The 12847-nt window shown below is 39.3% G+C and carries 13 protein-coding genes; 5 read left to right on the top strand and 8 right to left on the bottom strand.

What is annotated here, in order from left to right:
• Position 1: 1 nt before the first annotated feature.
• The 5 genes from NSB03_RS03155 (at position 2) to NSB03_RS03135 (ending at position 3831) form a co-directional block, all read left to right on the top strand.
• The gene (locus tag NSB03_RS03155; protein WP_024986510.1) at positions 2-793 is read left to right on the top strand and encodes a hypothetical protein; all 792 of its coding nucleotides are present in this window, start codon (positions 2-4) and stop codon (positions 791-793) included.
• 25 nt (positions 794-818) lie between these two features.
• Positions 819-1628 carry an Lcl domain-containing protein gene (locus NSB03_RS03150; RefSeq protein WP_257466210.1) on the top strand — a complete coding sequence of 270 codons (810 nt, stop codon included), beginning with the start codon at positions 819-821 and terminating at the stop codon, positions 1626-1628.
• Between the two features lie 145 nt (positions 1629-1773).
• Entirely contained in the window at positions 1774-2154 is a 381-nt protein-coding gene (locus NSB03_RS03145; RefSeq protein WP_024986511.1) for a four helix bundle protein, read from the top strand.
• A gap of 14 nt (positions 2155-2168) precedes the next feature.
• On the top strand, positions 2169-3590 hold the full coding sequence (locus NSB03_RS03140; RefSeq protein ID WP_024986512.1) for an RNA-directed DNA polymerase: 1422 nt from the start codon (positions 2169-2171) through the stop codon (positions 3588-3590).
• Positions 3556-3831: a hypothetical protein gene (locus NSB03_RS03135; RefSeq protein WP_007766002.1), complete on the top strand. Its 276-nt coding sequence runs from the start codon at positions 3556-3558 to the stop codon at positions 3829-3831. Before NSB03_RS03140 ends, NSB03_RS03135 begins: the two co-directional genes overlap by 35 nt.
• Positions 3832-3998: 167 nt before the next feature.
• Here the strand turns inward: NSB03_RS03135 and NSB03_RS03130 are convergent, their stop codons facing one another.
• The 8 genes from NSB03_RS03130 to NSB03_RS03095 form a co-directional block, all read right to left on the bottom strand.
• On the bottom strand, positions 3999-4466 hold the full coding sequence (locus NSB03_RS03130) for a restriction endonuclease subunit S (protein WP_257466216.1): 468 nt from the start codon (positions 4464-4466) through the stop codon (positions 3999-4001).
• A gap of 17 nt (positions 4467-4483) precedes the next feature.
• Entirely contained in the window at positions 4484-6028 is a 1545-nt protein-coding gene (locus NSB03_RS03125; protein WP_024986514.1) for a restriction endonuclease subunit S, read from the bottom strand.
• Positions 6025-6501 carry a Fic family protein gene (locus tag NSB03_RS03120; RefSeq protein ID WP_024986515.1) on the bottom strand — a complete coding sequence of 159 codons (477 nt, stop codon included), beginning with the start codon at positions 6499-6501 and terminating at the stop codon, positions 6025-6027. The genes NSB03_RS03125 and NSB03_RS03120 overlap by 4 nt, the downstream gene beginning before the upstream one ends.
• Positions 6494-7510, bottom strand: a complete 1017-nt coding sequence (locus NSB03_RS03115) for a hypothetical protein (RefSeq protein ID WP_024986516.1) — start codon at positions 7508-7510, stop codon at positions 6494-6496. Before NSB03_RS03115 ends, NSB03_RS03120 begins: the two co-directional genes overlap by 8 nt.
• A gap of 15 nt (positions 7511-7525) precedes the next feature.
• On the bottom strand, positions 7526-9034 hold the full coding sequence (locus tag NSB03_RS03110) for a class I SAM-dependent DNA methyltransferase (RefSeq protein WP_024986517.1): 1509 nt from the start codon (positions 9032-9034) through the stop codon (positions 7526-7528).
• Positions 9035-9036: 2 nt separating this feature from the next.
• The gene (gene hsdR, locus NSB03_RS03105; RefSeq protein ID WP_024986518.1) at positions 9037-11355 is read right to left on the bottom strand and encodes an EcoAI/FtnUII family type I restriction enzme subunit R; all 2319 of its coding nucleotides are present in this window, start codon (positions 11353-11355) and stop codon (positions 9037-9039) included.
• Positions 11356-11363: 8 nt separating this feature from the next.
• Positions 11364-11573, bottom strand: coding sequence for a helix-turn-helix domain-containing protein (locus tag NSB03_RS03100; protein WP_024986519.1), 210 nt, complete (start codon positions 11571-11573; stop codon positions 11364-11366).
• A gap of 168 nt (positions 11574-11741) precedes the next feature.
• Positions 11742-12479, bottom strand: coding sequence for a hypothetical protein (locus NSB03_RS03095; RefSeq protein ID WP_024986520.1), 738 nt, complete (start codon positions 12477-12479; stop codon positions 11742-11744).
• Between the last annotated feature and the right edge of the window lie 368 nt (positions 12480-12847).

Raw genomic sequence — 12847 nt, 5'->3', positions numbered from 1 at the left:
TATGAGTACAAAAGAACAAAGCGCAACGCTGCTGCGCTTGAACAAGCAGGCACAAGTGGCGGCTCTGAACGCAGTGGGATTCTCGGATATCACCGAGAACTCCCGGGCTTCGGAATTCGGACAACGTATCAAATGGGCTGCCGGGCTTCTTGACCTCTGCCTTGCCTGTAACCGCATCTCTGATAACTCCAAGGCATACTTTACCGCTGCCGAATGGAACTCCCTAACCGCTGCCAACAAACAGCTGTATATTAAACGCGGTCTTCGAATCCGCGCTTATGGACGTTCCTTTGTGATTGCTGCCCAGGAATGCTATAATGCCGACATGACTACTACCTTCTATTGGGGCGGTCAGGGCAAAGCCATAGACGGGCTGAACCAAAAGGGACTGGGCGCCATGTACGGCTGCTTCACTGGTGAGGAGGATACCGACCTGATTATCACTACCCTGAAAGACCAGAATAATAGCGGTGTAATCGGTGCGCCGGCTGCCGAAGCCGCCCGTGCATACCGTGCTTATACCCTTGAAAGTGACGGTATCGATGACGAATCCAATTGGTTCCTTCCGTCATCCGGTCAAATGCTTCTGATGTACCGCTACCGCGATAAAATCAATGAGATGATGCGGACATTTTGGAGCAGTGACAGTATGTTGATGACCGATAAGTACTATTGGTCGTCAACGATTTGGGACAATAACTCCGCCTGGATATTCGAACTAAATACCGGGCGTATTACCACTCAAACTAAAAATTCAACCCTTCTCCATGTGAGAGCTATTGCATCAGAATAGTATTAACTTAATATTATACAATAAAATGGATAAAAATATTGCCAGCGCAATGCTTTTGCGCCTGAATAAACAAGACCAAGTTTCAGCTTTGCAGTCAATAGGTTTTACAACTGTTAATGAAAATACATCGGCAAGCGATATCGCCAAGTATATGAAATGGGCAGGTACTCTTCTTGACCTTTCTTTGGCTACGCTCCGTATCGAAGACGGCAAACAAGTCTTTTTCACCGCTTCTGAATGGAACTCCATGAGTGCGAATAACCGTTCCAAATACATCCGTGTCGGCATCCGTGTACGTGCCGAATGTCGCCAGTTCATTATCGCTAAGAGTGACTGTATTGACGCAGGCGGCGCGAAAACATTCAAATGGGGTGGTTACGGCACTGATATACGCGGACTTAAAAATTACGGTAATGGTAATCAGGGACTTTATGACACTTTCGATGGTAAGGAAAACACCGATGTTATAATAGAGACTCTTGCAGGCGTCAAGGATACCCTGGGAACTGTCGGTGCGCCAGCTGCTGAAGCCGCCCGTGCATACCGTGGTTGTACGCTTGAATCTGACGGCATCGAAGATACAACCGTGTGGAACCTGCCAGCATTGGGTGAATTAATGCTCATAGCCAAGTATAAGAAAGAAATCAACGAGCTTGCAACTTCCATGTTTGGCTCTCAAAATATAATTACAACTGACTGGTACTGGAGCAGTACCGAATACGATGCCTCGTACGCGTGGTGCGTGAGCATGAACAACGGCACCGTGAACACGTACACCAAGAATAGCGCAGGCAGGGTTCGTCCCGTTTCCGCAATAGATTCTTTATCCCTTTAACTCTTTATCTCTTAGATAGTTACGTTTAATTAGCCCCGGTAGGGGCTTTTTAAGTTTTAAATTTTTGAAAAAATGAGTGTTAATAGTTTGACAATCATTAACTTTGCGGAGCAAAAGAAAAATTTTAAAAATATCAAAATTTAACATGGGGAGAGCAGAGGACAGGCCAGTCTACCAGTGTATGTATCGGTTATTAATGTTGATACTTGATGCAAGGGACAAGTTTCCGAAGAATTACAGATACGAATTCGGTACGGAACTTATGATGTCCGCCCTTCGTTGTTGCGAACTAATCCGTTACGCAAATTCTAATCTTCCACGTCGTGTGGAATACCTGAACGAATTCCTTGTTAAGTTTGATACATTGAAACTCTTATTAAGGGTATGTCGAGACCGGAAACTGATCAATATTCAGACGACAGCAGACATCATCGAGATGGTTACGTCGATTGAAAAGCAAATTATCGGGTGGCGTAATTTCACCGCTTCCCAAGAGAAGACAGCTTCCGTAAAGCCAGAGCCATAATCTTCACGGAGTTTATGGGCGAGCAATCTAATTTATCTATTGGGCATTCCCCCGGTGATGAACCGGGAAAGACTAAGACAGTGAATGCTGAATCCTCGAACGCGTGGTACGTGAACATGAACAACGGCAACGTGAACACGAACACCAAGAATAGCGCAGGCAGGGTTCGTCCCGTTTCCGCAACAGATAAACCGATCTATGACATACCCTTATCTTCAATTATTGAAGCTTACGATGACTGCAGCAGGCAAAAGCGCAATACTGATGGCTGTATTGAGTTTTCCTTCAATTATGATACGGAACTAGTCGCTGTATGGGAAAGTATCAGATACGGTCACTATGAACCGGACTTCTCCGATTGCTTTATGCGCAAGAAACCTGTTTTGCGTGAAGTATTTGCTGCCGCCTATATTGATCGTATTGTGCATCACTGGATCGACCTCCGCCTTGACCCGATTTTGGAAAAACGCTTTCAGGCACAGGGGAACGTTTCAAAGAACTGCCGTATAGGTGAAGGATGCCTGTCCGCTGTCATGCGCATGGACGAAATGATTAAAGAAGTCAGTGCGAACTATACACAAGACGCATATATCTTTAAAGGTGATTTAAAAAGCTTTTTTATGTCCATGTCAAAGTCTCTGCTATGGGAAATGATTGATATATTCGTTCGCGACAATTACAAGGGAGATGACATCGAATGTTTGCTGTATCTGCTCCGGGTTGTCATATTTCACCAGCCACAAAAGAAATGTCATAGAAAATCCCCCTTGCATCTGTGGGATAAATTGCCGAAAGATAAAAGTCTGTTTTACAACGACCCCGAACGTGGTGTTGCCATTGGTAACCTTCCTTCCCAAAAGTTTGCGAATTTCATAGGCTCGGTGTTTGACTATTATGTAACTGTAATATGTGGAATAAAGCACTATGTACGTTTTGTTGATGACTTTGGCTTTGTCATGCGTTTTAAAGAGGATATCCTAAAGAATATCCCTTTGCTCAATAGCTACCTGAAAGAACAATTGCTTTTGGAACTGCATCCTAAAAAGATATATATACAACATTTTTCAAAAGGTGTCCTGTTCGTAGGCGCATTCATACTTCCCAATCGAATCTATATTTCAAACCGTGTCGTGGGAAATATATATGATGTAGTCAGCAAGTATAACAAGATCGCAAAGGAAGGCTTCTGCGAAGCCCATATTGAGACTTTCGTGGCTACGATGAACAGCTACTATGGATTGATGAGACATTTCAATACGTACAACCTAAGACGCAAAATAGGGAAACTTATTGCTCCGGAATGGTGGCAATATATATATGTTGAAGGACATTGGGAAGTCTTTGTAATAAAGAGCGAATTTAATTTTAAGAAACAACTAAAAAAACAAATAAGAAAAGGCAATGCGAAGAAATATCTTACCCCTGAAATCTGCTAAGCCTATCGAACAACAATCCGACGGAACATGGATAATTCGATATGCAATACAATCAATCGGTAGAACTGATAGTGAAGGAAACGAACTGGTAACGTTTGCCAGTTCTACATTCTTAGAAAAACCAACATTGGAAATGATAAAGAAGAGTATTCATAGATATGCAATGAGCGTTCTTGATGACGAAGATGTTCTTCCGCTTGTTGCTAATCCTGATTTATCTGTTTACATGATCATTGATTAAATTTAAAGCCTGTTTAAACTCAATTAAACAGGCTTTTATTTTGCACCAAAAATCACATTTTGTTTTATGTTAAGATGTGTTTCAATGACACATTTTGTTTTTCGGTCGGGAATTTTTTGATTTGGCGATTGTAAGAACAACAACGCATTGTTGCTCAAATAGAAAAACTATTTGAGCAACTGCGATAGTTCATTTATCCGTTCTGCAATACGCTGCTGTTCTTGATAAGGTGGAATACCAATAGGCAGATTGTAGAATAACTCTTTATTGAGGTGCGGAATAGCCGCACCTCTTTTGGAATTTCTCAAATCCTCTTTATAGAACAGAATGAAAGCCAAAATATATGGTTTCCACATAGCCGAAGAAAGCCATAACTGTTTGAATGTACTCCCCATATACCCATCTTGCAGAACAGTGAAAACTTCACCTGAATTTTCACCATCTACAAGAATGATGTTATCTCTGGCATAGACAAATTTTCCTTTCTCTACAATGGTAGCAGATGATTTACCACGTAGGTATTTTGCATCCAGACAGATGCCCTTTCCGTTTCTTTTTTCACCGTCTATCAGTTGGCATATATCTTTCAAACGTAGCACAGACCAATTGTTAGGATATTCAAAAGGAAGCTCAATTTCAACGGTTTGCGCATTTATCCTCTCATAATACTTGCTATTGCTTTTTCATACTTTTCTACAATTCTATATTGTTCAGACAAAGGAGGCAAGGGGAATAATAATGAATTGAGGTCTTCTTTATTGAATCCCGCTTGGGCGCAACGACTCCGATTGACAATTTCATTTTGATATATTGAACTACAATAATACAGAAAAATATATTTCTGAAATATAAGTCGGGATTCGTATAATGGGATAACTTTTGCTAAGGCTACATTATAAGCTCCATATTCTGCATAAAATACTTTTCCTAAAGAAGCCCCATAACGAGCTAACAAAATATCTCCTTTTTGAGAAATCTTACTGGCTGTAGAAAGCGGTATATATATAGGTTGTGGGTTAGAGCCATAATCTCTAATTTGAAATAATCGTATATATCCTTCTTTTTCTCGTTCAATAAACTTAGACTTTGGAGGTTGGGAACCGCCTGAAATATCAAATAAGTCATTATGTCTCACCCATACCCAAGTATTAGGTATATCAAATGGTATTTCATCAGTAATATCTTGTTCTGTTTTACCAATCTTCTCGAAGTACTTGTTATCGTCACCTTTGAAGATAATAGAATCGGTTAAGGCAGACTTCTTCAACTTGCCTTCTTTAATGAGTTGCTGCTTTTCCAATTTTATCTGTTCAAGTAACTCTTCGCCAGTTCCTTCTTCTGCTATTTGTTGTACAAGCCGACCTTGAACAGCTTCTTGTAGGATGGATTTTTTGAGATTTCCTAGAAACTCTACATTTAATTTATCTAATGCCTCTTGAGATTTTGCATATCGATCGATAACAGGTAATATTTCTTGAAGTTTTTTATCTATTTCATATTGCTCGTTAGTAGGTGGAAGTGGAATTAGAAGATTTAATATATGCTCACGGCTAATTCCAGGGATAACACCTTGTGCATTAGAAATTATCGTTTGCAAATTAGCTTCAACTACAGATTTAACATATGATAGACTTATCGCATTGGAGAAATTTCTAATAATTTGAATTTGTCTAGCAATATGTATTTTATCTACATTACAGATGCACATTTTCCCAACTCCTGAACCTTTACAAACAATAAGTAAATCTCCTAATTTTCCTATTACCGTAGGAGTTTCAGTCCAACGATTTATTACCAAATTCCCGTTCACAATATTACTTGCTCCTGTAATATAGGGAATTCCTTGATTACTCGAATTATACTTTTCAGGAATAAAGTCTTGCCCTGATAGCAGTTCTATAACATTTGACAGTTTACTCCATTCCCACCCATTCGGAATCTCAAACGGAATTTCATCATCTATGCACTTCACCTCTCCCGTAGCGAGAAACTTCTCATAATAGGAATTATCGTCACCACGGTAAATGATAGATTCGTTTTTGTCTTTCTTGATTTTCTTTTCCTTAATTAGTTTGTCTTTTTCTACTCTGATGCGTTCAAGAAGCATAGATGCAGGTTCGTCATTAGGATCTTGCGGTACAAGTTTGCCCTGTATCGCCCACTGGAGTATGCTGTTTTTAAGTTGCTTTCCGTTCATTGTTCGTAATCCTCTCCTTGTATTCCTAACTCTCCTTTGCTCATGGCATTGGCAATATCTATTTTTAGTTCTTCATCATAGTCTTTACTTGTCATAAAACTATTGACGATGCGCAGCAGCAAATCTTGGTCGATATTCGATGCTGCCACATGATAAATGATAGATTCCAATGTACGCATACAGATGCAAGCGTGCCAATAGTAATTGTTTTTGTGTAAGAAGTATGTACCCAAAGTCAGTGCAATACGCTTATTCCCATCATTGAAGAAATGCCCGGAACAGAATCTATACATCAGATAGGTTAGTTTGTCAGCAAAGGTCGGATAGTATAAATCATTTTGTACAAAATCCAATGTAGCACGAATACCACCTTCATCATGCACACCTTCAAAGCCACCATTACTGGCATCAATCATTTTGCCATAGATGCTTAAGGCTTCATCGTAATCTATGTAAATAATTTCCTTACTCATCTTCTGCCTGCTTTAAGCGTTTAAGCACATCTTTGTTATCCGCTAAGATACGGTCAAAATCAATAGACTGGTCACCGATGAATCGTTCAAACTCTTCAGGAGTAACAGTTTGTAGGTAATCTGCTATATTACCATGATACGCATCCCGGAAACTGAAATCCCTTGAAGCCATTTTAGTCCTGGCATCATTCAGATAAGGTTTCTGCATTGGATGTTCGGCAAGTTCGTTTACAATACGCTCCACTTCTTCAATGGTAAGCAACTTACCACCATTTTCTTTAAATCGTTCACTGATGGCTGCACCCACTCCGTTTTCAAAAGAAGAGATAACCAATAGAACCTCTGAATACAACGTGTGTCGAACATTGTCTTTTGAATCCAACTTTAATACTTCTCGGTATTCTTTAGCATTCTCTTTGAAAACAGCCTTGTAGATAAAATCTGTAATTTGGGAATACTTGTATGTGGGATGTCCGTCCACATATTGGTTGATGGCAGAAGTGAGATTTTTACGATAATTTTCTTCTGTGATTGCTGCAGGAAGATAATGCACATCCCTACGGTTTATATATTTTGTCCCTCCACCAGTTTTTTCATTGATGGTAGTAATCACAAAATCCAAGATAAGGCTACGGACTTTTCTCGCTTTCTCACTCTCTGTAAGTAGCATACCCATATCTAAGAATGAACGAAAATTGAACAATCCGAGCTGGGTCGTTTTGCTCCCGACATTTATGACGGGAGCAAATTGTAACTTTAACTCTTTCAGATGTTTACCTTTACATAAAACATAACCGTTAGCCGATAATTCATCGGAATGTTTTTCCAAGTAGCGTTCTATTGTTCGTTCTTCTACTTCGTAGAAATCGGCAACCATTTTTTTTGTAAAGCGATACTCTCCCGCAAAGAGCATTCCTTCAATGTCAAGATGCTCCTGTACTTTGCTGACTGCAAAACGGTTGTTAAGTACATTTTGTCTTTCTATGTTTGAGATGGTCAAATCTTTCATATCACTTCACAATTATCAGTTACACGATTTTATGTCTATACCGAGAATCTTTTGAATCTCAGAAAGGGTTTTGTCTATTTCATGGTCGAGTGCAGCACGTTTCTCAAAATATTGTTTGAGCAATTCTGCCGGAGGGAGTATTTCTTCTTCCTCTTTCGGGAATTTACATTGATCGAAGTTACAATCCAAATCTATCAGCTGTTGGGCTGTAAACACACGGCTTTTTTCTCCCACTTCGTCATTGATGATTTCTTTTCGATCTTTCCACCATTCTTGAATAGGCAGCGTGTGTTCCACCTTCATAGGTTTGGTCTTTGAGAAGTGTTTGTACCCTTCCGGCATATCAAGACGATAGAACCATGTTTCTTTGGTCTTGAATCCTTCTTCGCAACCTTCGGCTTCTTCATTATTAAAGAAAAGGATGTTGGTTGCAATAGATGTGTATGGAGAGAATATAGAACCCGGCAAACGGATGATTGTATGTAGATTGAACTTGCGAAGGAGATTTTCTTTAAGTGCAAGTTTTGCTCCATCCGTACCAAATAAGAAACCATCAGGGATAATCACACCGCACCGTCCACCAGCTTTGAGGCGATACATGATAAGGGCGATAAACAAATCCGCAGTTTCACTTGAACGGTACTGTACTGGGAAGTTGATTTTTACGCTGTCTTCCGTGCTACCACCATACGGAGGATTCATGCCGATAACATCAACCTTGTCGCTTTCCTTGAAATCAGTAACATTCGTTCCAAGCGAATCACAGTTGGTTATGTTGGGAGCTTCAATATCATGGAGCAGCAGGTTTGTGATGCTCAAAAGGTAGGGCAACGGTTTCCATTCCTGACCTACAACGGCATTTTGCAGTTTTTCTCCATCTGCCGCAGAGCCAATATTCCTGCCCATATATTTAAGTGTCGAGGTGAGGAAGCCTCCCGTTCCACTGGTGAAGTCGCCAAAGGTTTCGCCCAATTTCGGGTCGAGCATCATCACAATAAAATCAGTCAATGCACGTGGTGTGTAGAACTCTCCGGCATTTCCTGCCGATTGCAGATCTTTCAAAATTCCCTCATAAATATCTCCGAATGTGTGACGGTCGTCAGCATCGTCAAATTCGATTTCGTTTACAATGTTGACCACTTGGCGCAGAAGCGTTCCATTCTTCATATACTGGTTCAAGTCTGCAAATGTTTCTTGAACAATGCTTTTAGCTCTTGGGGTATTGGCATCTATCGGGAGATTCTTCAAGGTAGGAAACAGTTTCTCATTGACGAAAGAGAGTAGGGCTTCTCCAGTCAATGCTTCACCGTCTTTTTTATCTATTGCCCAGTTACGCCAACGCAAATCCTCGGGGATAATGGACTTGTATTTCTCATCTTTCCATTCCCATGTTTCTTCTTGTGTGTCATAGACTTTCAAGAAGAACATCCAAGTCATCTGTTCAATTCTTTGTGCGTCACCATTGATACCTGCGTCTTGACGCATTATATTTTGGATTCGCTTTATGATATTATTTACTGCCATTTTTAAGCTGATTTATATATTTGATATTCCAATTCTCTGATGGCTTGTTCAAAAGCGACTTTGCCACCAAATAGTTTTATGATTTTTGTTGGTTTTCCTATGCTATTGAATGGCGGTATCTCCAAGATGTTCGCCTTTTCAAAGTCGAGAATACCATTCTCTGCATATTTGTCAAGAAGAGCCTCCAATACTTCACGAGCTTTACCTTCGTACTTCCCGAAGTAATTACGCTTCTTTACATTGTTTGCTCTCTCTTTCCTTGTTAATGGCGGTTGGTCAAACGCAACGTGGCATATCACATCAAAGATGTCGGCATCCTTCAATGCCGGATTAGCTTCACGTACAGCATCTATCAGAATAGCATATTCCTTCAATTCATCCATAATGGCTTGTTTGCGTTCTGCTTCAGTCCACGTTTGTACGAAATCATTCAAACTTTGATAGTGTCGCAACAGTTGCTTTTTCGCAAACGACTGAACGCTTTCCGTTCTCATCGTCTTACCATCTTCTCCTAACACTGAAACGATTTCATGGGCAATGCGAATATTCTTACCGCTGATAAGATATTTCTCACGAGGCTCAGATACTATTGGAGTTTCTGGAGCATCAATGATTTTGTAAGGTTTGGGCTTTTTCCCTCCTCCTTTTGGTGGTTCCGGGTCGCCATCAAATGCTGGATCTTTGAATTTTGCGGTAGCATTGCGGAAATCAAGGATTTCCAAATGCCATTTGCCCTTGTCTTTTCTAAGTCGTGTACCTCGTCCAATGATTTGTTTAAATTCAGTCATAGAACCAATTTCTTTGTCTATGACGATTAAACCACAAGTTTTGCAGTCCACTCCTGTAGATAAAAGTTCAGATGTGGTAACAATTACAGGATAAGGCTCATCTACACTAATGAAATTGTCCAGTTGTTTCTTACCTTCTTTATCCTCACCAACAATACGTGTAACATAGTAAGGCGACTTTTTACATAAATCGCTATTCATATTGATAAGCAGAGTTCTCATTTCGGCAGCTTCCTCAATATCTGAACAGAACACGATTGTCTTTGTCATACGACCAATGTCATGTAACATTTGGGTTATCCTATTTGCTACTACTTTACGCCTTAACTTGATGGCGAGGTCACGACCTATATTCTGTCTTTGATATAGTTTCTGTTCAATCTCCTTGCCCAATAAATCTATTTCACCTTCTTCTGGAGTCCATCCTTGTAAATCAATATTAATAAAGTCTGCTGTAACCCTGTATGGAGCTAAGAAACCATCTTGAATGCCTTGAAGAAGTGAATAGGTATATATTGGTTCACCAAAATAATCCAAGTTGTTCGCTCTTTCGTCAGCTTTCGGTGTGGCTGTCATACCAATTTGGGTAGCCGAACTAAAATATTCCAATACCTTGCGCCATGCGGAATCGTCTTTTGCACTTCCTCTATGACACTCATCGACAATAATTAAATCAAAGAAATTTGGCTGCACCTCCAGGAATGGGTCTGGTTTACCCTCTTTCCCGACTAATTGGTGGTATAAAGCCATATACACTTCGTATGACGAATCAATTTTTTCCTCCTCCTCTCCAACAGAAGTTATCTTGGTCATAAACTTCTTGAAAGGCTTGAAGTCTTGCACCATTGTTTGGTCAATGAGGATATTGCGGTCTGCAAGATAAAGAATCTTTTTCTTAGCCCCACTTTTATGAAGACGATGGATAATCTGGAAAGCTGTAAAAGTCTTACCTGTACCGGTTGCCATTACGACAAGTACACGCTGTTGCCCTTTAGCAATAGCTTCCACTGTACGGTCAACTGCTATACGTTGGTAATATCTTGGCTCATGGCTATGGGCATCATAATAAAACGGTGTTTCTATTATGTTAAGTTCATCCGAAGTGTAGTTCTTGGATGCAAGATAACGATTGTATAGTTCTTCTTCTGTCGGGAAGTTTTCTAACTTGATTTCGGTTTCCTTTCCAGTGATAAAGTCATGTTCCAAGAAAGCATCACCATTACTGGAGTACGCAAATTTCAAGTCAAGGATTTGGGCATAATCCATAGCTTGTTGAATACCACCTCCAACAGCGTGTTTATTGTCTTTAGCTTCAACTACCGCAATAGGTTTACCTTTATGATATAATAGATAATCAGCTTTTTTACCCTCCGTCACAGAATGCTGGTTGCCAACAACAAGTACTCGACCATCCGTAAAATAGTATTCCTCACGCATATTTACGCTTACTGCCCACCCTTTCTGTTGAAGTGCAGGAGTAATGAACAGAGTGCGTATCTCTTGTTCTTTGAGTTCTTTCTTGTTTACTTCCATGGCAATAATCATTTATTATTTGCACTACTAACAATCAAATCTTTTACATCAATATTAAGGGCATTAGCTATGTCATTAAGTGTCTTGAGGTCTGGCTGAACAGTATTACTACACCATTTACTCACAGTGCAGTTGGATTTCCCTATCTGCTCAGCAAGCCATTTTCCTGTTTTCTGTTGCTCAGCAAGTACTACTTTTAGTCTATTAAAATTAGCCATGAGGTAAAATGTTTTAATTTAAGAGCAAATTTATATAATTTGTTTGACAACAGAGCAACTTCCGATAATAATTATTATCAGGAAGCGAAAAAATGACTGAATATAGGCGTAAATATGCGATTTTATGGTCATTATCAAGAACCATATGCACAATATCTATTGTTATCCCTATATGATGTTCTCATCTATTTCAATCTTGTGTTGTCCAGCAGTCGTGCGTAAGTTCTTCCTTATGGTATCAATGGTAGAGTTGGAAAACCATTCATTGAAAGTCTGCAAGACAAACTTTGCTGTAATGTCACCATTAATGTTATATTGAAATGCAATGTTCCATGCAAAGTTTTTCAATGAGATTTGTGTAACTGAAGAGCGTTTTTTGATGTGAATTTCTGTCGTGCTAAGAACTCGCCTATTGGTGACAAAGTATCCAACGCATTCACAGATTTGGAAAATGTCTGCTTCGTCAAAGTCTAATCGTTTGAATGTGTTTCGTGTGTATTTCATTATAGCATCAAGTTTCTCATCATCTTCTTTTTCTTTTTGTTGTCGATATTGCTGTTGCTCGTGTTGAAATTCGTAATGAAATAGCTCCATCCTTTTCGTTAGAATCTTATTGTTCTCTATAATTGATGGAATACTTTCAGAAACACATTTTCCTTTATTCTGTTGAGTAGTTATCATTGGATTTTGACTTGAAATAGAACTCCAATCCATTATATGTGCCGATAAAGAGATACATAAATGGTATAGGAACTTTAGGGCAACATAGCATGCCACTACAACGAATGGTAGCATGCTTAATTCTACACCAGCAATATCACATACAGGAAATGATATTATTGCTGCCAATAACACTGTTACCACCTCTATTACTATGGAGTGGAATGTATGTTGTTTATGTTCCATGCCTATTTTTCTTTATGATTGTTTTGCAAAGGTATAACAGATTTCCATAAAAAACGAAAGACAACAATAGGTGACAATTTTATAATCAGCTCATTTTGCGCTATTTGTGAAAAGAAAAGCATAACAAGTGAAAACATCTGGTAGCAAATGAAAACATCTGCAAATAGAAAATTTGCTATCAAATAATCATAAAAGTTTTATTGTCATGAGAGGCATTTCATGTCATCATTTTTAGAGTGTATCGCACAAAAATAAGTCATATTTGTACCATAATTTTATAACTAATTGATTTATATAAGTAGTTATTCATAATTATTTCACCTATGTCGAAATTACATTATCTTTGCCTCGAACAAAACCGCATGATA

Origin of the sequence: Bacteroides acidifaciens (assembly GCF_024623065.1) — a bacterium.
Taxonomy (GTDB): Bacteria; Bacteroidota; Bacteroidia; order Bacteroidales; family Bacteroidaceae; genus Bacteroides; species Bacteroides acidifaciens.
This window is presented reverse-complemented; position numbering and strand designations above follow the sequence as displayed.